This window comes from Lysinibacillus sp. DFXJR4, assembly GCF_057196045.1.
In genome coordinates this window covers 1,216,287-1,239,384 of record NZ_JBXUNW010000001.1, presented here as the reverse complement: position 1 = coordinate 1,239,384, position 23,098 = coordinate 1,216,287, and the positions used below count along the sequence as shown (strand labels likewise).

Sequence of the window (23,098 nt, the reverse complement as noted above, 5' to 3'; positions counted from 1 at the left end):
CCACCTTTTCAAATGATTGTGCGATTAAGTCGGTTTTCTAGCAATTTCCATCACTAAACCGTTAACAGCATCTTCAGGGCGTAAAATAGTAGTAGAGGCAATCCACTGGTTAGCAGCTTTGGCCATTTTCGTACCAATTTCAATTGCTTCCCGAATTGCCTCCGTATCACCTTCAATAGCAATTGTTACAAGTGCTAAATCAATTGTTTCTTGTCGAAGCAATCTAATAGCTGCTCCTTTTAACATGGCGTCTGCGATTTGAATAGAAATGGCAAGACCTCTCGTTTCCACAATACCAATCGATTTTGTCATGTAACAACACTCCTGCTAGTTTCTTAGAATGCGAATGCCTTTCTCATGAATCAGATCAAGGGCAAGTGGTGTGATCTTTGTATGAAATGGAAGTTTCAACTGCTGCCCTTTGTACGACCTAATCATTTCCTCTGTAATAAAATCTGCTTGGATATCGTAATGATTGAGATTTTCTTTATCCTTGATAGAAGGAATTAGCTGTGAGAATAACTGAAACTCACAGCCGAATTCCTGTAAGCTTTTCATATGCTGTAGAAGCATTTTCATGTAAGCATTTGGTTCATTCGTAGTAAAAACAACAGACATTTTTTCATTGGGGACTAAAATAGCTGGCTCATCTTTCAGAAGTAATTCAGTCAGGAACAAGGATGCCGGGGAATGGGGCAATCCTTGTGCACTGCTGACAATGAAAGACTGATCAACTTCAAGAAAAACTGTTGCGTCATGAAACATTTGGGATGGGGTATCCGCTTGCCACTCCTCTACTTGAAAATAGCTTTTTAATGTTTCAACCTGCCTATTTGAGATTGTTGTCTGGGGATGAACAATCAATACTCTTTTATTTGTGTTCACAATGGTAGAGACCACTTCTTGAATAAGTCGTTGTAACGCTTGCATATCCATTTGTGTCACCCCATTTTCATGAGCTTTCCGGTTTGATTTGTAGTGATAGATGCTGCATTGGCCTCATCTGTATCAATATGCATCTCTAGCCTGAAATTTGGTGACACACGTACAACTACATTCATAATTTGGATTTGGCGAACCTCATTTGTAATTTCTACCTTCACAATGTCTTGATCCGCTACATTAAATGTAGCTGCCTCTGTTTCGGACATATGAATGTGAGCCTGTGCAATAATTAGCCCGTTCTCTTTATGCAATATTCCATGTGTCCCTATCAATATAATCGGTGAAGAATTTTCTAAATCACCTGACATTCGAATAGGTGGGGAAACACCTAGCTTAATTGCATCTGTTTGGCTGATTTCGATCTGTGTTTCCTGACGGAACGGTCCTAATACCCGAACTTTGTCAATTTGGCCTCTAGGACCTTTAATAGTAATAACTTGCTCTGCAGCAAATTGGCCTGGCTGTGAAAGCTCCTTCCACACCTTTAGTTGAGCATTTGCGCCAAATAAATGAAAGAAATCCTCTTCACTGACATGGCAATGACGAGCTGATACTGCAATGGGGATTGCTCCAGCTACAGAATTAGACACAAGCGTTTGATGGTTTGACATTCAAACACCTCCAATTCTTATTTCGGTAAAATGGCTAATAGCTCTGAATGAGGACGTGGAATCACATGCACGGATAATAATTCGCCCACACGACGTGCAGCCTCAGAGCCTGCATCTGTAGCAGCTTTAACCGCTCCTACATCTCCCGTTACTAAAACCGTTACAATGCCTCCACCAACATGTACTTTACCAACAATATTAACATTTGCAGCTTTCACCATGGCATCTGCTGCTTCAATAGATCCAATTAACCCTCTAGTTTCAATCATTCCTAATGCTCCATTAATTTCCACACTCATTTAAAATTCCTCCTCTAGACACTTAATTTCGTGACGATTTCTTCAACTATTTTTTGAATCATGGTTGCATTCCATTGTGCTTCTTCATTTACTTGAAATGAAGGAGATGTATCTTGTATATTTTTCGGGTGTTGTGGCTTTGGAATCGAAAGTTCCTTGATGCCATAAGCAACTCGTTTTTTATTGATTAAGTGACGGGCTGAAATATTATCACTTGTAATATTTCCTCCGTATGCCCCACAGCCTAAGGTAAAGGAAGGCATTAAGCTTGTAGTGCCACCAGCAGCACCAACAGACGCCAATGTATTGACTAAAATTCTAGACACTGGCATTTGTGCAGCAAACTCTTTAACAAAGCGCTCGTCTTGAGCATGGATAGCTAAACTATGCCCCCTACCACCAACATCTAATAACTGTTGACAAATGGATACTGCATCCTCATGAGAATTGGCAGTATAAATTCCTAATATCGGTGATAGCTTTTCCATAGAAAATGGATACTCCTTGCCAATTAGATGCTCCTCAGTCACTAATACTCTTGTAGATGAAGGGACATTAATATTTGCCATTTTGGCGATGACTGTAGCTGGTTTGCCAACAATTTTGCTATTCAGTGTACGCGGGACAGGAGAAATAACCTTTGCTAATTTTTCCTTATCCGCTCCTTTTAGTAGCACAGCTCCATTGTTGGCTAAGGCTATCATTACTTGATCCTTTACATCCTGATGAACCACAATCGCCTGCTCCGTTGCGCAGATAGTAGAATTATCAAATGACTTACTATCCATAATTTGCTGGACAGCACGAGCTATATTTGCCGTGCGATCTATATACGCAGGGACATTTCCTGGTCCAACACCATATGCAGGTTTACCTGAGCTATAGGCAGCCTTCACTAGCCCTGATCCTCCAGTCGCCAAAATTAACTGTACGTCTTTATGTTGCATTAATGCCTCTGTTCCCTTTAATGTGGGATGGGCAATCCATTGAATCAAGCCCTCTGGAGCACCTGCACGAACAGCTGCCTGTTGACATATTTTTAATGCCTCAATCGTACAGTTGACGGCTGTTGGATGGGGACTAAAGACAATTGCATTTTGAGCCTTCAGGGCAATTAGTGTTTTATAAATCGCCGTAGCAGTTGGATTTGTAACAGGCGACACCGCTGCAATAACCCCATATGGATAAGCAATTTCTACCTGCTGTGCTACTGAATCCTCCTGTATAATACCGATTGTTTTTTCATTACGTATCGATTCATAGACTCCTTTTGTAGCGAGCTCATTTTTTATTTTCTTATGCTCAATGACACCCATCTGTGTTTCTGTAACAGCTAATATGGCCAAATTCTCTGCTTGCTCAAAGGCTGCCAGAGCGATTGCTTCTATAATTCGATCCACCTGTTCTTGCGAAAAGCTTGAAAACTTTTTTTGGGCACTAGATGCTGCCATAACAGCATCTCTTGCTTCTTGAATCGATAGTAAATCTTGATCCTTTATCATTCGACCATCCTCCCATCATGAAAACTTTTTAATGGCGATTAAGTCGTCTGTCTGGGATGGTGCTGATTTAGAGACAACAAATGCTTGCTGCTGATGTAAGCTATCCCAATTTTGCAACTCCTGCGCAGTTAAAGCCTCGTAAACACTAGCAGCAACGACAGGCTGTTGAGACATGCTTATGCTTGGATTCATCGGATGAAATGACTGCCATTCCTGCAGCTCGCCTTGTGTTAGACCTTGATAGCTACCATCCGATTGAGACGTTTGTGAAATTTTCTCCAATACTAACTCAGTAATTTTTGCAATCAATTGATGGTCCATATAATCACTCCTTTTTTACAAACATAGCTACTAATGATTCATCATAGGATTCAATGATTTTTGTAGCATCTGGTAAATAGTCTTTTGGGTAAACTTCTTTTGGGATAATGCCGATGGAAAATTGCATACCAGCATTTTTAGCAAAAAGCATGTCAGCATTTGAATCACCAATCATCACTGTCCGTTCAAGTGGCACATGATAGCGTTCCCTTGCTACATAAGCTAAATCTGGAAATGGCTTACTATAAACTGCTTGATCACTTCCTAAAACAAATTCAAATTGCTCTAGAATACCTAGCTGTTTAAGATGGTTCTCCGCTCGAGCAGTTAAATCAGCCGTGATAACGCCTAATTTTATCCCATTATTTTTTAAAGCCATTAATAGCCGTCGAATACCTGGTAGTTCTTTTACAGTTACATGCTCTTGTTTAGTAGTAGCTAAACTTGCTGCAGCTCTCGCCATTGTCACACCCTTACTCCATGCTATACCTTCTTGATAAAGTAAATAGGCAACAATCGTTTCTGCTTCTTGTATACTTCCAATGGCTAATGGACTTGTTGGATCAATGGAGCGACCATTGTCTTTTACACCTATATTTTTTAAAAACTCCTGTAATGTAAAACCAACTTCAAAATCCGAATTTTCAGTTAAATTGAGGTAAAAATTTGTGGCCCATGCTATCCATAAGGAATCCATTTCAATAATGGTTCCATCCTTATCAAAAATAATCCATTCTACTTGATTCATTGGAGGACACATCCTTTTACTCTATTCTCTAATCGCTTCAATGGGCGCTGAAGTAATCTGACTTTCATACGAAGTAGTCGCTTCTTTAGCAAAACGTTCTTCTGGAGCATCCTCATTAATTTGATGACGAGCCCAAATCCAATAATAGATACTTGCAACAGCAAAAACAGCTAACGACACGATGAAAAATGTAAAATTGGCAAAGAAGCTTGCAAAGATAGCAATAACTGCTAGCACAAGAGAAACAATTGGTGTAAATGGATATAAGGGTGTTTTAAATGTTCTTACAAGATTTGGCTCTTTTTTACGTAAAATCAACACTGATAAATTCATCGTAATATAAGACACTAATGCCCCGAATGTAGAAATTAAAATGAGATCATCAGGATTGAATAGGATAACAAGCGCTAAGCCGATAAAGCCTGGTAAAATAATCGCCATATAAGGTGTCTGACGCTTTTTATGCATCTTTGCTAAAATGCTTGGTAAATAACCTGCTCGAGATAATGCGTAAACTTGACGTGAATAAGCTAAGATAACACCTGAGAAACTAGCAATTAATCCTACTAATCCTACAGAAGCTAAAATTTGAGCTAGCCAGTACGTATTACCAAACGCCGCTGCAATTGCTGCTGGAAGTGGATCTTCCGCAACAGTCATAACATCTATACCAGCAAGACCTATTGCCACAGTTGTCGTTAAAACGGACAACACTAATAACGTAATCATTCCGGAGATTAAGCCCTTTGGCATGTCCTTTTGTACATCTCTCGTCTCCTCAGATAGCATTGGTAGCATCTCAATGGCTAAAAATAACCACATAGCATATGGCAAGGCAGACCAAACCCCTTTAAATCCACCAGGTATTAAATCACCATTTTCAGGGAATAAATGAGCCATATTAATTTGTGGTAATCCAACAAAATACATTAATACTAATAATCCAAGTGCTATAAAGACGAGCACCATTTCAATTGTTGCATATTCCTTTATACCGATAATATGGACACCCATAAAGAGGGCATACATGAAAGCTGCTGCTACTACTGTCGGAACGGATGGGAATAAAAAGCTTATATAGCCACCTATACCAATGGCAATAATCGGTGCAGCAATCACATATTGAAGCACAACTCCAATCCCTGTAATAAAGCCAATATATCTTCCCATTGCACGTCTAGCAAAAGAGTATGGGCCACCTGCATACGGTAACATCGTCGATAATTCTGAGATTCCTAAGGTCATCGTTAAATACATAATAGCCATGAAGAGTGTAGCGATTAGCATCCCTAAGTAGCCAGATTGACTTAATCCAAAATTCCAACCAAAATAATTTCCTGAAATAACAATCCCAACACCAATTGTCCATAAATGAATCGGTGTAAGGGCTTTCTTTAATACAATTATTTCACCCTTTTTAGAAGACATATCATTCGCCACCTTTTCTCATATTTAGATGTTACAGTACTCTACTTTTTTCCAAATATGCATTCACTAAAGCATCACTCTGCATTGTATAGTTTTCACCTAGTAATCTTGTTGTTTCATTATCGCGGCTACCTATCCAAGAAATAAGCTGTAGTCTTCTCATTAAAATAAAAGTTGGAATCATTTCAATTTCTTCATCCGTTAAGGTTCTTATTTTACTATAGCCTTTTAACCAAGAAGCAATTAAATCATCTAGGTAAGGCATATGCTCTATAAAGCTTACTGACGTGGCTAAATCATATAAAAACCAACCAAAGCCACAATCATCAAAATCGATAACCTTTATTTCATCTCCACAAATTAATAAATTGGCTAGACGTAGATCTGAGTGTATTAGTCCAAATCTTGCCTTACTTTTACCAAACGCTTCTAACTTCTTTTTAATAATAAGAGATGCTTCTTCATATAAAGCTAATCGTGACGGTGTCATACCAAGGCCATCCTGCCACCTAGCCCATTTCGGTGAGCTTCCTACAATCGTGTCATAATCCCACGTCATTCGTTTAAAGTCTTTATAATACTCATGCTGCTCAATTGTATGTTTATGGAACATCGCGGTAATTGTTCCTAATGTTTCAAATTGTTGAATTAAATCTTCTTCGTTATTTTCATCCGGTGCATTTCCCTCCAAAAATGTAAATAACGTGCTATAATAGATGATGTCATTTAATTTATGAGCATGTACGTAGTCACCGTCATCTGCTCGAATTGGTAATGATACATCGATGGGAGATTGCTCGTGTAATGAGTTTAACCAAGCAATCTCCGCTTCTATCTCTTCTTTTTTATGATAATTTGGTCGACTAATTCTCAAAATATACTTTTTACCTTGACCATCCTCTACTAAATACGTAGAGTTTTCGGAATAATCAATCATTTTACAAGATGCGCCTGCTAAACAGCTGAATTCCTTCAAGGCATCATGCGCAGCTTGATGAAAATTAGATAGTACTGCTTCTAAATCTAAGAAATCCATTTGTCCCATTTGAAAACCCCCTTGTTTACAAATCGCCAATCTTTCTACCCCTTCAATAACGTGCAAACTTTACAAGCTGTGCAGCCTCTTTAATACCTGCTTCACATTTTTCAAGTAACTCATCACAGTATGCTTTATCGCATAATAAACCTGGTTTAAATTGAAGAACTCGTGTATCGAGCATTGAATAAATTGCCCACACCCCGTGCTTGTACAGGGAGCTCATTACATGCTTTGCCCCTTCAGGATGATTAAACTCTAGCCCCATGACAACTCCTAATTGACGAATGCCAACAAAGAAATCCGGATATTGCTGTTGGATACGCTCTAAGCCTGAACGTAAATAACGTGCGACATATTCCACATTTTTAACTACTTCTGGTCGTTGGGAAATTTCTAATACCTTCATGGCAACAACACATCCAAGCTCAGCACCACCGAAAGTAGAAATATGGGCTAGTCCATCCTCCTCCATCCAACCGCCAGCTCGTTCATTTACAACGGTTGCTGCAATTGGGTAAATACCTCCACTTAAACCTTTGGCTGTTACTAGTATATCCGGCTTCACACCATAATGATCAATACCCCATAGCTTCCCTGTTCTCATTAATCCAGTTTGCACTTCGTCTGCAATATATAGTGCACCGTAGCGCTCACACAAGGCCTTTACCCCTGATAGATAATTGGCATTCGGTAAAGGGAAACCATATGTTGCCGGAATTGTTTCGATTATAACGCTCGCTACATCCCCTTTGGACAGCTCTCGCTCCATCGCCGGTAAATCATTAAACGGCACATGTACAAATTCACTTGGATCGCCTTCACTTAAAAATGGCTTAGAGTAACGTTCATTCCCTAATGACACGGCTAAACCACTATGTCCATGATAGCCATTTTTAATCGAAATGGTTTTTTTACGTTTTGTGGCATAGCGAGCGCATTTTAAGGCAACATCAATCGCTTCACTTCCACCACTTGAAAAAATCGTATATTTTAAGCCTTCTGGTGTGCAGGCTGCTAATTTTTCAGCTAATTGGGCACGAGCTGTTGAAGGAAAATGATGATTACCAATATCAAAATAATTTGTTCCTTCAATTAATGCTGCGATAACTTCTGGATTACGATGGCCTAAATTATAGGTTCCACCATTTAAATGGGCATTCATTAATTTTTTGCCATCTACATCATAAAAGTAATAGCCTTCTCTTTTTCCGATGACGACATCAACGCCATCTACTTGCCATTGTTTGGTTTTCCCTGGATTCCACCAGTCAATTGATTTTTGTAAGGTTGCTTGTTTATTCGCAAAATAATCCATGTTTTCCACCTTCCTATACGTTGACATCCTCCAAAATTTCACCTGCTATTAATAGTTCAACCTTTTTTTGGGCCAAGCGTTCTTGCCATTGCGTAGAGCTTTTTTGATCTGTAATCACCATAGCAACATCTTCCAAATGACAAATATGTGCGAATGTGGAGACTCCAAATTTCGTGTGATCTGCTAAAATAATCGTATTTTCAGCTCGTTCTATTAATTTCTTTGAAATAGCAGCTCCAGTAATATCATAATCTGTAATGCCCTCATTTAAAGAAATTCCGCCTGCAGCTACGAAGGCTTTATTTGCCTTTAATTGATTAAAAAACAAATCAGCTAAAGGACCACCCATAAATTTTTGTCGATGCTCATACTCACCTCCTGCAAAAAGCACTTTGCCTTGAAAGCATTCTGCTGCTAATGAAAGAACCGGGAGAGAGTTTGTTACCACTATTACATTTGGTTTATCACTTAAATAACGAACGATTTCATAGGCTGTTGTACCATGACCAATAAAAATAACGTCTCCATCCTCCACAATACTCGCTGCAGCCTTACATATCATTCTTTTCTCTAAGTTGTTGAGTGAAGTTTTCTGTTCAAATGTCCGTTCATACTTTTCTTTAGCTTTCACGGCACCTCCATAAACTTTGTGCAGGAGCCCTTCCTTCTCCAATCGGTCCATATCTCTACGTATAGTCTCACCTGATACGTTTAATAGTTGTTCGGCATCACTTACCTTCACTTTGCCTTCTAAATCTAATATATCTAAAATTACTTTTTTGCGTTCCTCAAACGAAAGGGACATACACAATCACTCCAAACACATAGTAGAATCCAACAAAATCCACAAAACCAACATTCATATTCTGTATTTATGTGGATTTGTTTTGAATTTTATAGAATAGTTAGATAATTGTCAATACTATAAATATTAAGTTTATCTAAATTTCGTGTATTTTTTCTCCTTAATACTATATTTTTCTACAAAAATATAGTTCCCTAGTAGTTTTATGATAACTAGGGAACTTGTTTAGTTTCATTAAAATACAACATCAATCCAAATTAATCCAAACACTCTTCACTTCCGTGTAATTTTGTAAAGCATACGAGCCCATTTCCCTGCCGATGCCTGATTGCTTATATCCTCCAAATGGAGAAGCAGGGTCTGTCATATTATAACAATTCACCCATACTGAACCCGCATTTAATTTTGCAGCTAATGAATGTGCGTTTTTTAAATTCTGTGTCCAAATGCCTGCTGCTAGCCCAAAATTCGACTTATTTGCTCTTTCTACTAATTCATCCAAACTATCATATTCTAGCACAACAACAACAGGTCCAAAGATTTCTTCTTGTGCAATTGTCATCGTATCAGAAACATTTGTAAAAATAGTAGGCTCCATAAAATAGCCATTATCAGTGGATTTACCACCACATGCTAATGTTGCTCCCTCTTCGACACCTATTTCAATATAGTTTTTAACACGATTTAGCTGTTTTTCCGAAACAAGTGCTCCCATTTGTGTAGCAAAATTTAAAGCATGACCCTGTTGAATTTTTGAAGCATAGCTCACCATTTGTTTAATGATCTCCTCGGACTGGCTACGATGAACAAATACTCTCGAACCCGCACTACAAACTTCACCTTGATTGGCCATTATACCCGAAAGAACACCTGGAATTGCTGTACTTAAATCAGCATCCTGCAAAATAATATTAGGAGACTTTCCTCCAAGCTCTAATGTCACTCGTTTCATTGTGTCAGCTGCTTTTTTCATTATGCCCTTTCCTACATCTGTAGAGCCAGTAAATGCAATTTTATCGACTTTCTCATGTATCACTAGCGCCTCTCCAGCAATTGGACCAAAGCCAGGTACGATATTAATAACACCTGGCGGAAAGCCTGCCTCAGACACTAATTGAGCAAAATAAAGTGCAGACAGTGGTGTTTGTTCCGCAGGCTTAAGGACAACGGTACATCCAGTTGCTAATGCTGGGGCAATTTTCCAAGAAACCATCATAAACGGAAAATTCCAAGGGATAATCTGCCCTACTACACCTACTGGCTCATGCCTTGTATAATTTAGGAAATTACCCGCTACAGGCAGAACTTGTCCCATATTTTTGGTTGCCCAGCCCGCAAAGTATCTAAATTGCTCAACAGCATTAGGAATATCATTTCCCAAAACCTCATTAATCGGCTTACCATTATCCAAGGCATCAATTTGAGCGATTTCCATTTTATGCTCTTCCATTAAATCCGCTAGTTTTAGCATCAATAAGGCTCTTTGAGCAGCATCCATCTTTGACCATGGTCCATGATCAAAAGCATCTCTGGCTGCTTCCACTGCTGCATCTATATCCTCCGCATGTGCTTCATATACATCCGTTATTTTATCTCCAGTAGAAGGATTTATGGTATCGAAGGTTTTCCCGGCTTTTGATTGAATGAATTCTCCATTAATATATAAGCCCTTTGTTTCCTCTAAAAAAGCTTGCACCTTAGGTAATAATTCAATTGCTTGTGGTAATTTCATCTCTAGCATCTATAGACCTCCTTATTAAATTGATTGATCTAAAATATTATAGATGTCCTGTCTAGACATTTTGCGTGGATTCGGCACCATGTACTGAGCATCATGGAAGGCAATATCAACTAAAACATCGATATGCTCTTTGCTTACACCAATAGCACTCAACTTCTCAGGGATACCAGCTTCTTTCGTTAAATTCTTCACATAGGCTACAGCTGCTTTGGCTGCCTCCTCTACCGAAAGTCCTTCGATATTGACACGTAAGGCTTCAGCAATATCTTTAAATTTCTCAGGATTCGCAATCCAATTGTATTCTAGTAAATAAGGCAATAGAATAGCATTGACAATACCATGTGGAGCATCATATTGCGCACCAATAGCGTGTGATATCCCATGTACCATTCCTAACCCTGAATTAGCCATTCCTAAGCCTGTAATAGAACTAGCCAATAACATGCCATGCATTGCCTCTGTATTTTCACTATGGGCAATGGCAGGTAATAATGATTTTCCAATGACTCGCACTGCATGTAGATTAAGTGCATCGGTAAAATGTGAGCTCCAAATAGATACGTATCCCTCAATAGCATGTGTTAAAGCATCCATCCCTGTTGAGGCTATTAGACCACTTGGCATAGCACGTAATAAGCTTGCATCTAATATCGCTACTCTAGGGAATAAATCTTCTCCAAAAACTAATTTTTTCGTTTTCAATCCATCTGTCTCGTCCGTAATAACTGCTGCATTTCCACTTTCACTCCCTGTTCCAACCGTTGTTGGAATAGCAATTAGCGGAAGTGCTTTTTCAGTATATTGATCGAAGCCATAATAGGCTGAAATAGAGCTCTCATTTGTTAGTACAATTGCTAAAGCCTTGGCACTATCAATTACACTACCTCCTCCTACAGCTACTAAAGCTGAAATCTCTTTTTTCCTATAGTTATTGGCAGTTTCATCAATACTTGCAACATCTGGATTAGGTTTTACCTCGTCATAAATCAAAACCTCCATATTTTCAGGGATTTCACCAAGCACATTCTTTAAAATACCCGAGTGCTTAATTCCTTGATCTGTGACCATTAAAATACGATGAGCACCAATTTCTTGTAGAACAGGCCCCAAATTTTTTATAGAAGATACGCCTGTATAAATCTTCGTTTTGGCATTAAAAACAGTTTCCGAATATGCATTCATTTTTAATCCTCCCTATCAAGTTAAATATCTCTCTGCAAAAACACTATAAAATTCAATCGCATCAAAAAAGGCATTCATTTCAATATGTTCATTTGGCTGGTGTGCCAAATTTTCATTGCCGGGACCATAGATGATTATAGGTGCATTTGTAGCAACTGAAAAAACAGAGCCATCAGTATAGTAATTAACACCCTTTTCTAGTAATGTCACATTGGATAATTCATTTTTCACCGCTTTCAATTGTGCTAATAATGCTTGGCTACCTGAATAATCAATTGAATTTAAATCATGAAGCACATGGATCTTTGCATTGAAGTCATGTTCTGTCTTTTGAATTTCTCCAATAATTCCTTTTATATCCTCTATTATTTCTTGATGAGATAGCAACGGTGTGGATCTAATATCTATACGTATTGCACAATAATCTGGTATTACATTTGTAGTAACCCCTCCTTTTATCGTGCTGATGACAAGTGTCGGTCGACCTAATAAGGGATGCTCTTCCACTGCTCTAAATGAATAAGTTTGCAAGGCGCTTATAATTTTGTGCATATGCGTAATAGCATTTATGCCATTTTGAGGCATTGAACCATGTGCCGTTTTACCGAAAGTTTCAATCTCTAACCATAAAACACCCTTATGCGCACAAAAAATCTCCCCGCTGCTCGGTTCCGCAATAATAATGGCACCTGCATTTTTTACAATATCTGTTTCAATGGCTTGTTTTGCGCCTATACAATCCACCTCTTCACCTGCTGTCCCTAAAAACAATAAATCTCCTTTTAAAGGAATCTTTTTTTCCTTTAAAATAATCATTGCCTCTAGTAAGGCAGCTACTCCCCCTTTCATATCTGTCGTTCCCCTGCCATACATTTTGTCATCAATGATTTCTGCCGAAAAAGGCTCGTAATCCCAAGGTATATCCCCAACAGGAACTGTATCCAAGTGACCACTGAACACCAAAGAAGCATTCTTTTCTTTTGCATTACTTAAGAGTCTTACAATGATGTTTGCTCTAGCATCATCTATCATTTGAATATCTACTTCTAAGCCGTAGCTCGTACAATGCTCAGCTATTTTATGAGCGACTACCAGCTCATTAGCAGGTGGATTAACGCTATTGATTTGAACTAAAGTTTGTAAGAATTGCGTTGCTCTTTCCTTATTAATCAAAATAACACCTCCCTTCCTAGACTGGATCACAATAGAAATGTAGCGTATGTTCCTAGTCAATATTGTTAAGAATCTAAAGCTACTAATCAAAAAATAAGTGAAAATTACAAAAATTTAGTGTATTATACTAGTAATCTCACCTTTCACTTACTATAGCATTGTATTTTTTGGCTAAGTGCCAAAAGAATGCTTCCATTTTTTTATAAAATAAAATTACTATGATGTTGCTCAAAGCATACATAACCATCTTTTCATTCATACATTATGAGGTGATTAACTTGCGGATAAAAGATGTTATGCTTTTACAAGAATTTACACATGCCAAGATTATCGCTGGAAAAGATTTATTGGAAAAGGAAGTAACAGGTGCTACAATCGTGGACGCACCAGATGGATTTGCTTGGATTGAACGAGGTAATTTCATTCTTACAACGGGTTTTCCATTCTTAAAAAACGAAAGTAGCTTAGATGAAACATTAAAAAAATTAATTCTGACACTCTCTGAAAAAGGTGTTAGTGGCTTAGGCATTAAAATTGGTCGGCATGTTCCGTCTATTTCCATAGACGTGCAGTATTTTGCAGAACAGAATGGGATTGTTATAGTTGAGCTGGACAACCAAATTGCTTGGGCAGATATGATTATTCCAATTGTCAATCATATTAATAATGAACAAAGGCTCGAATTAGAAAAAGTAAAGAATATCTATGAAGAATTTCAATATTTCTTATTATCTAAAACGGATTTTCAACAATTACCATTATTAATTGAAAAATTGACTTCCCGAAAAACTACTATTTATTTACATTCCATTGATAAGTTGTATAGCTCATTTGAATTGACATCCGTTTATGAAGAAATTACTTCAGAGATTATCCATATTATTAAAACAAAAAACCTAACGAAAGAAAGTTTTCAGGAGCTGCCCATCCAAGTATATGTGAAGCCGATTTATGAAAACCGATATCTTGAGGGATGTATTATTCTTTGGGATTGTCAAGATATTCACGCTCCATGGGAAAAGGTTGCCATTTCACAAGCAACTGCTATTCTATTAACTGAGCTACAAAAGATAAAAAGTATTATTTCATTATCTCAGCAAAATAGAAGCGGCTTTCTAGTAGATTTATTACATGGAAAATTTAGTAGTACTGAGGAGATTATTCGAGTATCAAGAGAGGTCAATTGGGATTTGAAGGATCACCCGTATCAATTACTTTTAATTGAATTAAAATTCCCGGATTATAACAAACAAGATACACTTATCTTAACATCAAATTTTATCTTCTTATTGGAAAAGTATACTTTAACCAAGATAGGGTTTGATTCCAATAATTATTTAGTTATGCTGTTAGATGCGACAGCAGAAATTGATGTTGCATTTATTTGTGAAAAAATCGATTATCTATTAGCCAAATATAATGTCAACAATGCCTATTTTGGCGGTATTGGGAGATTATATGATTTACAATCTATTGTAAAAAGCTACAACGAAGCATTAGTGTCATTACATTTTGCACAAGCGAAAAAAAATCAATTATCGAAGGTCGTAAATTTTGAACAATTAAACTTTGAACGAATCCTTTTTTCTAGTCAGCCAATTAAAGAAGCTTCATTTCTTCAGCAGGAATACTTAATGCCATTGAAAGAATTCGATGAGAAAAAGACAGCGGAGCTCTATAATACGTTGAAAGTATTTTTATTTAATAACGCCGATTTTAATAAAACCGCTGAGCAGCTTTTCGTTCATAAAAATACAGTCCGTTATCGTCTTAGCTTAATTAAAGAAATCACAAAGCTCAATCCTGAAAAACTACAGGATCAAATTTTATTTTATATTGGCTTCTTACTAGAAGAGCTTCAATTGCCTACCTATCAATAATGGCAGTACCAAAAACAGTCTATTTTTATGTAATCGATAAAAATAGACTGTTTTTTAGATAATTTAAGTTGCCGTATAGCCACCATCCACAGGTATTAAGGCCCCCGTGATAAAGGATGCTTCATTTGAGGCTAAGAATGAAATTGTATTGGCGATTTCTTCTGGTCTACCTAATCTTCCTAATAAATAGGCATTTTCATAAGCCTGCCGTATAGATTGACCGCCGCCATCTCCCTCGATTAGCTGCTCTGCCATATTCGTGTCTGTTAATCCTGGGCATACTGCATTAACACGAATCCCATACTGCCCAAGCTCTACGGCAGTACTTCGTGTAATACCTACCACTGCATGCTTTGTCATAATATACAAATTATGATTTTTGGTACCGATCATACCTGAAATAGATGCCAAATTGATGATAGAACTACCCTCTTGTCCCTTTAAATATGGAATGGCATGTTTAGTGCTAAGCATCACACCTTTAATATTGATATTAGCAATTTTTTCAAAGGTGATCACATCAAACGTTTCGGCTGTATTATTGACAAAAATACCTGCATTATTAACAACTGTTGTAATATAGCCATATTTTTTTATTGCTTCCTCATAAAGCTTAGCAATATGCTCTTCATCTGTGATATTACATACTACTGCATGAACATCAAAGCCATCTAGCTGTAATTGTCTAGAAGCATCCTGTAATTTTTCCACATTAAAATCCGAAATAACGACTTTCGCTCCCTCTTGGCCACATTTCCTCGCTGTTGCAAAGCCGATTCCCTGTGCAGCACCTGTAATCACTACAACTTTATCCCGTAATCTACCTACCATATGGTTCCCTCCTACATTGTCAAATAGCCAGCATCCACTGCAATATGTGATCCTGAAATATTGTTGGAATCATCTGACACTAAGAAAAGTGCTGCATTAATAACATCCTTCGGCGCGATAAAATCTTGATGTGGGAATACATGATGATTGCCAAATGCGGGTGTCGCTTCTTCTCTTGTAGCTCCTTTTTTGTTAGCCAAACGATCATAGGTAGCTTGATTATTAGCCATTGTTGTATCAACAGCGGTTGGACAAATAGCGTTGACATGAATATTATAGGGCCCTACCTCCATTGCTAAAGTTTTGACTAATCCTAATACACCATGTTTTGCAGCCACATAATGCCCTACATTTTGACCGCCTCGAAGTCCATTCACTGATGATACACATAAAATTTTCCCTGCTTGACGATCAATCATATGTGGAAGTACATATTTACAGGTTAACCAGGTACCCTTTAAGCAAATATCGAGCATTTCATCCCATTGCTGTTCTGACATTTCCCATAGCTTGTTATACGATAATATGCCCGCATTTGTTACTAGAATATCGATTTTTCCAAAATGTTCAATGGTCTTTTGTACAGCTAATTCAAGCTCCTGTGCATTACGAACATCCGCTACTAAACCTAAGGCATCTACACCGTGCTTTTTTATTTCATCCACGGTTTGTGCTAATTCCGATTGCTTTGCCATTTCATAGGCAACAGTCGGGACATCCTTCGCAATATCAGTAATCACGATTGCTGCGCCTTCCTCTGCAAACCGTAGAGCATACTCCCTGCCCATTCCTCGAGCACCACCTGTAATAAAGGCGGTTTTCCCAGCTAATTTTCCCATCATCTACACCTCTCTTTATAAACCATCAATACCGCACCAATCTATAGCTGTTAAGGCATATGTTTTAGCAGCTTTTATTAAATCCTCAACTAGTACGTACTCATTAGCTGCGTGGGCTACTAAAATACTTCCTGGACCATATATAATAGAAGGAATTCCCTTGGCATTTAAAAATGCTGCATCTGCCACGGCTACAAAGCCATGAACTGTCGCTTCTTCACCGGTTGCTTCTTTGTGTGCACGACTTGTTGCCTGCACAATCGGATGATCTACCGCTACATCAAATGCAGGCCAATGCAATAAAAATTCAACTTCTGGAGGATTATTTCGTAACCATAAATCATTCTGCACAGCTCTTTCTACATGTCCTAAAATTTCTGCCTTTACTTCCTCAAAGGTTTCCTTAGGATGGTGCCATACTGCATATTGAATCGTACAATAATCCGAAACGACAAACGGTAAATCTACATCATAGGATTTTCCATGAATGATGCCAGGATGAATTGAAAAATGTCCTGGTTCAAACAGCTCATGTTTTTTTGTAAATCCCCACTCATCTTCTAACTGTTGTAGAGCCTGTACAATATACATTCCTTTTTCAACAGCATTGATGCCAACCTCACCATGCTTCCCACCAGCCCGAATAAATTCTCTTCGTACAGATGCATGTGTTGTTTTCCCTTTGACTGTAATATGCATTCGAATGACACCTGGACTAACTGGCACTACAGCTAAACTTTGTGGCGGCCCAGAGGGTTCAGATACAATTGCAGCATCAGCCGTATAGCCTCTTTCAACAGTAGCAGTAACACCTAGTTCATGGTCCATTGTTTCTTCACCGACAACCGTTTCTAGCAATAAATCCCCCTTCAATTGCACACCTAATTTCTTCAAGGCTTTTGCTGCCATTATTTGAGCAGCAATTCCACCTTTCATATCGCAGGCGCCACGTCCATATAGTCTGCCATCTTCCACTCTACCCGAAAAAGGATCATTAAATTTCCAATCTGAGTTTGGTCCTGGAGGCACAACATCGATATGTCCATTAAAAATAAGTGATTTACCGCCATTACCAGAGCCTTTCATTCGTCCTACTAGATTTGGCCGTTGCTCCTCGACCTCCCACATATCTACTTCATCGCAAATCCCTTCAAAGATTGGCTTCAAAAATAGCTGTACATTCTTTTCTCCACCAATCACTTCAGCCTTGTTAACCCCATCGTAATTTGGGTTTACACTTGGAATTTTCACCATATTACTTGCTAATTGAATGATTTCTTCACGCATCTCATCTATGGTAGCTAATACGTCTTGCTGAATGTTTTCAACTGATAATGTATTTTTCATATTATTCCTCCTGTTTTACTCATTTTTCAAGCCGATATTCGCCATGGCTGGTTCCGTTTCTGTTGTGTTCTGCGAAACTGCCTTTTTATGTTGTCTTGCTGTTTCTACATCTTGCCACAGATCCTCAACATGTGACTCTATTGGTTTCATATACCCAGCGATAATCATAATAATAGTTGTTATTATCAGACCGTATACACCAGCAGACCATCCTAAATCTGCAATAAATGCTGGCTCTGTTACAGTTAGTGTCATGGATACAATTGTGCCAACAATCATTCCTGCAATTGCCCCCTCTTTATTCGCACGCTTCCAATATAGACCAAGAATCACCACAGGGAAAATCATAATAATCCCTTGATAGGACAATAATGCTACATTAATTAATGCCCCTACATCTACCGTTGCTAATACTGCACAAATGGCTCCTATTATAAATACTGAAATTCTTGCAATTTTCATTGCCGTTTTTTCAGAAATATCCTTTTTCATAACGGTCGCAACATCTCGAGAAATCGATGTTGACATAGCTTGAATAATTCCACTTACTGTTGCAATACTTGTCGCCATAATAACTGTAGACATGAGAGCAAGTACGAATGGTCCAATTTGTCCAGCTGCCCACATGTACGCTTCTTCAGGATTACTTCTTGCTGTATCATTCATATACAGTACATTTCCGAGTAGCTGGAACGCTACATAGAAGATCCCTCCGATAATAGGCGCAATTAATGCAGATTGTTTGATGGAGCGAATACTATCCGAGGCAAATAATTTATTATACACCCATGGCCACATGAATCCTCCTAGTCCACTAGTTATAATAATCGACGTCCAAAACGGAGTAGGTAATTCCCAACCAGGTCCAGGGAATGTTAATGTTTCAGGATAGTTAGCCACTAAAGAATCCATACCTGAAGATATTCCTCCAGCAAATTTAAAAATCATATAAATCATTACACCTGTCCCAACGAAAAACATAAAAGCACCTTGGAAAATATTCGCTGTAATGACTGATTTCATTCCACCTAATGAAACATAAGCAAGCACAACAATAATGCCAATAATCATCCCAACAACAGGACTAATTAAGCCGTTCGTAGCATAGTTGAAAATAACGCCCTGGGTAATCCATTCCATTAATAGCCATGGGGCAGTAAACACAATTCCTGCAATACCGACAACTAACCGCACCATGCTGCTTTTGTAGCGTAAATCCATTAACTCAGCCTGCGTACCAATATGATATTTTTTACCCCAAATATATGTTTTTTCGGCAACCAAATACATGGAAAGCATTGTTAAGGTTGCATATGTCAGTACGTAAAGACCAATAAATCCATAGCCCACTGAATAGCCTGCAAAAGCCGTAAATGTGGCACCAACATACCAGGTTGAAAATACGGCTAATGAAATCGCCATAACCCCAAAGCTTCCTCGTGCAGTTGCATATTCCTCGAATGACTTAACACCAAAATTTTTAGCATTGATTGCAAAAACGATGACAAAAAAGATGACAATAAAGGTAATAGATAACATTAACGAGTCACCTCTCTTTCTAGCAATTCGGCTTTCGTTAAAGGCTCTATATCAATATCTAAATCCCCATACTTGGAATCTACAAAATACCAAATTATTAATAGCGCAAAAATCAAGATATTCATAGAAATTTGCCAAAAATAAGCAAAGGATAAACTGAAAATTCTTGGCTCAATTTTATTACTAAAATCAAATAAGCCTGGAAAACTTGCTAGTAAAATTAACCCGATAAAGCAAGCAGAGAAAATGATATTTCTTGTTACAACTGATTTCAAATCAATCACCCCTTGTGTCTTTATATCATTATTCAAACATTTAATTGCTGCTTTAAAGCATTTATTTGTTAAACCGGTTATTGTACATATTATTTTCAGGTCAGTAAAAAGTCAATAAATTATCAGATTATTATTACTATTTTGAATATAACCAAAAACATGCTATTTCTTTTGTTTATTGTCCAAAATTATTTATTGAAAATTTGTTTTAAGAGAAGATAAAAACCCTCCATAGCTAAATGCTATGGAGGGTTCATAGTTGTTATTTCATTAATTCTTCCACAAATTCAAGTGGAACATAGGTTTTTGTTGGCTCTAACAAAGCTGGTGCTGCTTCAAAGTGACGAATTGCCTTATTATAACCATATTCTTTTTGACCTCGCGTAATTGTATAAGATCGTGCACCTTTAGAAACAATTGCGCCTTTTCCTGTTGATTCTACAGTAAAGCCTAATTCTTCAGCAATTAAGCGTAATGGTACCATTTTTGTTCCATCTACTTCATAAAAATCTTTATTAATGATTTCTTGTACAGCAGATTCAGATGGCTCCCCTTCTTCAGGATCAACCTCACCTGGCTTTTCAGTAATTGTATCAATTACAACCACTTTTGAAGGTGGTGTTTGAGCTGGAATGCTCATTGTTGCGATTGTATAAAACACTAGTAAATGTTGCTCTGCTAAATCAGCTACTTTTACTTCTTTACCAGATAGGCTAAGTAATTTTGTCTGTTCACCAATATTAAGTTTTAACGTGTTATTTGTATTGACTAAATCTTTATTGAAAAAATCAAGCTCAACACTTCCCATTTCTTTTGTTTCCACAATAATTGCCTCTGGGTTATATTGAGGCGGATAAATCATAATCATCGGCTTATTGGCATACGTATAAGCCGTTACTTTATCACCCTTTTGAAGCTTAACCTCTTTACCCGTATTATCAAATACTAACGTATCGTCAGTGACCACAAATACATTTATATTTTCGCCATCTTTCACCGTATAATATGTCGCTTTATTATGAGTTTCAACATTTTCTACAGTGCCAGCTACTTTTATAAAAGTAGGCTGAATTTGTGGATTTTGCTCCTTATTATTAGCTGCATTTGTCACAGCTGCTGCTTCTTCGTTTGCGAATGCAGATGGAACACCGATTGCGCTCCCGATTAATAAAGCTGTCATCGCAAATGGTACGACTTTCTTCATTTTCATAAAAAGCATCTCCTTCATCATTTCGAATTCATAAAAGTAGTCGTATTCAAATGAAAAAGGTTACAGCTCCATATTTTATTTGATAGTTATCCTAAAATTCTTCCTCCATATTTATTTGGGAGGCTATTTAAAATATAAATTGAAGTCTATTTAGGACACGCTGTAAAAAGTATTGATGCTCGTTCTGCTTTGTTCGGATATCCAAGGCAACATCGGGATGATCAGTAATCACACCGTTGACATTTTTCTCAATAAATTCATGCAATGAGCGATCCTTGTTTAACGTCCATACAAATAAATCAATTTTTTGTTGCTTCAAATCAGCAATTAGCTCAGCTGTCACCCAAGATTCCTCAAGAGCTATAAAGTCTACTGTTTCAACCATTGGTCCGATATTTAAAGCATAGACTATACCTACACGTAAATTTGGGGCCAATTTTTTTAATTGGGTCATCATTTGTGGATCAGAGGATTGCACATAATATGAATCAAGCACCTTATAAGCCCGAAGCTTTTCTACTAATTTGGGCAGAGCATCTTCTGTTTCCTTTCCATGTACCTTGAACTCAATTAACAATGAAACGTTTAAAGCCTTTGCAATCTCAATAAAATCATCCAAAGAGGAAATTTTATCGCTAAAACCATTTGCATGGATCTTCAGCGTTTTTAATTCGCCGAGTGTCATATTGGCAATCACACCATTTTTCCCGGCTAATCTTCTTAAGGTTCGATCATGAAAGACCACAAACTCCCCATCAACAGTTTGCTGAATATCAATTTCGATTAAGTCTGCTCCAGCACTAGCTGCACTAACAAGACCACTGATTGTATTTTCCACATTGCCTGCTGTGTAGCCTCGATGAGCAATGATTTTAGTATCGGGTGCATAGACACTTTTCTCTAAAGAGATAGTGTTCATCACACTTAAAGCAATAAAAACAGAAAATACAATAAATGACAGTGGTTTTAAACGCCTTTTCTTAAACTTGGGCACATGCGAAAACTTGCCTAAAACAGATGTATTAAAGGTAATAGCCACCATTACCTGTGAATAGGTTGCTTGCAGTAAAGTAAATAACACGACAAAAACCATTTCTAAAAATGCCAATGTCATCCCTGCTGTAAGAAGCGCCATACTGGGCATAAAACGCTCCAAAATATACAATGGCAACGTACCGATAATCGTAACTCCTACTAGGACAAGTAAATGGCCAGTTAAAAGCATAGCTAATAAAACGAGGATTTCAAACAGACCACGTTTTGAGAAACGCCAACTCTGTATCAATGATTGGAAAATAGAAATTTTGGGTTGGACTGTAAAAATTGGTAATGTTAATATACTACGGATGCCTACGATAACTAAAATACTAGCGACGGCTGCATACATTAGTCTTCCCTCATGAGTACTCATAATCTCTTCCATCAAAAAACGTGGTAAAGTAATTGCTTGAGTTAATGTTAAAGGTAACATAAACGAAGCCAATGGTAATAACAGAACAAGATAAACAATAAAAAAAAGTATTTGCACACTAAAAAAAGAAAAAACCTTTCGATTTAATCGCTGCCAAATGGTTAGAAATCGGTATCGAATGCCTCTTTGTTGGTAAAAGGCCATTAAAAAAAGAAAGCCCATTTCATAATAAATAAAAAGCAAAAATACCATTATTACCAAACATAACATCAAAATAACAAAGGGATGTGAAATAAAGCTTTGAATATTTTGCTCAGTAATATGCGTATAACCTGTTACCCGCAGCATTAGTTTGAAGACAATCGTTGACACAGGTAAAAAGAATAAAAACTGACATAACCGAATAAGCGCGAAAACCTGTATATAATCAAAGCGATAATGATATATATTGTAGATAGCATGTCGCATTACTTGTCCAGCTCTTTGCATTTAACTCACCCCAGTCCATACTACCGTATTCCCCCATTTTCGCTTACTACACATGTTCCTATATAATATGCTCAATTTGCAAAATTACGTTAATCAATAGAAATGAATTTGAATTCGTCTCATATCATATGCCAGAAAGATGCTTAAGATTTGTGTATTTATAGTATT

At 37.5% G+C, this 23,098-nt stretch carries 22 protein-coding genes; 1 reads left to right on the top strand and 21 read right to left on the bottom strand.

Annotation, left to right across the window (positions count from 1 at the left end; genetic code table 11):
- Nucleotides 1-24: 24 nt before the first annotated feature.
- The 14 genes from AC2CGN_RS06255 to AC2CGN_RS06190 all read right to left on the bottom strand — a co-directional run bounded on the left by AC2CGN_RS06255 (nucleotide 25) and on the right by AC2CGN_RS06190 (nucleotide 13,109).
- Nucleotides 25-312 carry a BMC domain-containing protein gene (locus tag AC2CGN_RS06255; protein ID WP_429985098.1) on the bottom strand — a complete coding sequence of 96 codons (288 nt, stop codon included), beginning with the start codon at nucleotides 310-312 and terminating at the stop codon, nucleotides 25-27.
- Between the two features lie 15 nt (nucleotides 313-327).
- Nucleotides 328-936, bottom strand: a complete 609-nt coding sequence (locus AC2CGN_RS06250) for a hypothetical protein (RefSeq protein ID WP_286924902.1) — start codon at nucleotides 934-936, stop codon at nucleotides 328-330.
- Nucleotides 937-941: 5 nt separating this feature from the next.
- Nucleotides 942-1,556 carry a phosphate propanoyltransferase gene (pduL, locus tag AC2CGN_RS06245; protein ID WP_429990428.1) on the bottom strand — a complete coding sequence of 205 codons (615 nt, stop codon included), beginning with the start codon at nucleotides 1,554-1,556 and terminating at the stop codon, nucleotides 942-944.
- A 17-nt stretch (nucleotides 1,557-1,573) separates the two neighbouring features.
- Nucleotides 1,574-1,855 (bottom strand): BMC domain-containing protein, encoded by a 282-nt coding sequence (locus AC2CGN_RS06240; protein WP_053995836.1) that lies wholly within the window; start codon nucleotides 1,853-1,855, stop codon nucleotides 1,574-1,576.
- 14 nt (nucleotides 1,856-1,869) lie between these two features.
- Nucleotides 1,870-3,357, bottom strand: coding sequence for an aldehyde dehydrogenase family protein (locus AC2CGN_RS06235; protein WP_484512731.1), 1,488 nt, complete (start codon nucleotides 3,355-3,357; stop codon nucleotides 1,870-1,872).
- Nucleotides 3,358-3,372: 15 nt separating this feature from the next.
- Nucleotides 3,373-3,678, bottom strand: a complete 306-nt coding sequence (locus tag AC2CGN_RS06230) for a hypothetical protein (protein WP_484512729.1) — start codon at nucleotides 3,676-3,678, stop codon at nucleotides 3,373-3,375.
- Nucleotides 3,679-3,682: 4 nt separating this feature from the next.
- Nucleotides 3,683-4,426, bottom strand: a complete 744-nt coding sequence (locus AC2CGN_RS06225; RefSeq protein ID WP_286924906.1) for an HAD family hydrolase — start codon at nucleotides 4,424-4,426, stop codon at nucleotides 3,683-3,685.
- Nucleotides 4,427-4,447: 21 nt separating this feature from the next.
- Nucleotides 4,448-5,854 carry an ethanolamine permease gene (gene eat, locus AC2CGN_RS06220; protein ID WP_484512726.1) on the bottom strand — a complete coding sequence of 469 codons (1,407 nt, stop codon included), beginning with the start codon at nucleotides 5,852-5,854 and terminating at the stop codon, nucleotides 4,448-4,450.
- Between the two features lie 31 nt (nucleotides 5,855-5,885).
- Nucleotides 5,886-6,899, bottom strand: coding sequence for a phosphotransferase enzyme family protein (locus AC2CGN_RS06215; protein ID WP_484512724.1), 1,014 nt, complete (start codon nucleotides 6,897-6,899; stop codon nucleotides 5,886-5,888).
- 43 nt (nucleotides 6,900-6,942) lie between these two features.
- Complete coding sequence (locus AC2CGN_RS06210) at nucleotides 6,943-8,208, bottom strand: class-III pyridoxal-phosphate-dependent aminotransferase (RefSeq protein ID WP_429981418.1); 1,266 nt, start codon at nucleotides 8,206-8,208, stop codon at nucleotides 6,943-6,945.
- A gap of 13 nt (nucleotides 8,209-8,221) precedes the next feature.
- Complete coding sequence (locus AC2CGN_RS06205; RefSeq protein WP_283872052.1) at nucleotides 8,222-9,013, bottom strand: DeoR/GlpR family DNA-binding transcription regulator; 792 nt, start codon at nucleotides 9,011-9,013, stop codon at nucleotides 8,222-8,224.
- A gap of 247 nt (nucleotides 9,014-9,260) precedes the next feature.
- Nucleotides 9,261-10,745 (bottom strand): aldehyde dehydrogenase family protein, encoded by a 1,485-nt coding sequence (locus AC2CGN_RS06200; protein ID WP_429986689.1) that lies wholly within the window; start codon nucleotides 10,743-10,745, stop codon nucleotides 9,261-9,263.
- Between the two features lie 24 nt (nucleotides 10,746-10,769).
- Complete coding sequence (locus AC2CGN_RS06195; RefSeq protein ID WP_283872051.1) at nucleotides 10,770-11,936, bottom strand: iron-containing alcohol dehydrogenase; 1,167 nt, start codon at nucleotides 11,934-11,936, stop codon at nucleotides 10,770-10,772.
- A 15-nt stretch (nucleotides 11,937-11,951) separates the two neighbouring features.
- Nucleotides 11,952-13,109, bottom strand: a complete 1,158-nt coding sequence (locus AC2CGN_RS06190; RefSeq protein WP_429985091.1) for a M20 family metallopeptidase — start codon at nucleotides 13,107-13,109, stop codon at nucleotides 11,952-11,954.
- 278 nt (nucleotides 13,110-13,387) lie between these two features.
- Here AC2CGN_RS06190 and AC2CGN_RS06185 point away from each other — a divergent pair, with 278 nt between their 5' ends.
- The gene (locus AC2CGN_RS06185; protein WP_429981415.1) at nucleotides 13,388-14,989 is read left to right on the top strand and encodes a PucR family transcriptional regulator; all 1,602 of its coding nucleotides are present in this window, start codon (nucleotides 13,388-13,390) and stop codon (nucleotides 14,987-14,989) included.
- 63 nt (nucleotides 14,990-15,052) lie between these two features.
- Here the strand turns inward: AC2CGN_RS06185 and AC2CGN_RS06180 are convergent, their stop codons facing one another.
- The 7 genes from AC2CGN_RS06180 to AC2CGN_RS06150 form a co-directional block, all read right to left on the bottom strand.
- Complete coding sequence (locus tag AC2CGN_RS06180; RefSeq protein WP_484512721.1) at nucleotides 15,053-15,820, bottom strand: SDR family NAD(P)-dependent oxidoreductase; 768 nt, start codon at nucleotides 15,818-15,820, stop codon at nucleotides 15,053-15,055.
- A gap of 11 nt (nucleotides 15,821-15,831) precedes the next feature.
- The gene (locus tag AC2CGN_RS06175) at nucleotides 15,832-16,659 is read right to left on the bottom strand and encodes a mycofactocin-coupled SDR family oxidoreductase (protein ID WP_283934533.1); all 828 of its coding nucleotides are present in this window, start codon (nucleotides 16,657-16,659) and stop codon (nucleotides 15,832-15,834) included.
- A 15-nt stretch (nucleotides 16,660-16,674) separates the two neighbouring features.
- Entirely contained in the window at nucleotides 16,675-18,006 is a 1,332-nt protein-coding gene (locus AC2CGN_RS06170; protein ID WP_484512719.1) for an ArgE/DapE family deacylase, read from the bottom strand.
- A 15-nt stretch (nucleotides 18,007-18,021) separates the two neighbouring features.
- Nucleotides 18,022-19,545, bottom strand: a complete 1,524-nt coding sequence (locus AC2CGN_RS06165) for a sodium:solute symporter family protein (protein ID WP_429990433.1) — start codon at nucleotides 19,543-19,545, stop codon at nucleotides 18,022-18,024.
- Nucleotides 19,545-19,820, bottom strand: coding sequence for a hypothetical protein (locus AC2CGN_RS06160; protein WP_283872038.1), 276 nt, complete (start codon nucleotides 19,818-19,820; stop codon nucleotides 19,545-19,547). The genes AC2CGN_RS06165 and AC2CGN_RS06160 overlap by 1 nt, the downstream gene beginning before the upstream one ends.
- Nucleotides 19,821-20,082: 262 nt before the next feature.
- Nucleotides 20,083-21,030, bottom strand: coding sequence for a stalk domain-containing protein (locus AC2CGN_RS06155; protein WP_429981410.1), 948 nt, complete (start codon nucleotides 21,028-21,030; stop codon nucleotides 20,083-20,085).
- 127 nt (nucleotides 21,031-21,157) lie between these two features.
- Nucleotides 21,158-22,930, bottom strand: a complete 1,773-nt coding sequence (locus AC2CGN_RS06150; protein WP_484512717.1) for a glycerophosphoryl diester phosphodiesterase membrane domain-containing protein — start codon at nucleotides 22,928-22,930, stop codon at nucleotides 21,158-21,160.
- Between the last annotated feature and the right edge of the window lie 168 nt (nucleotides 22,931-23,098).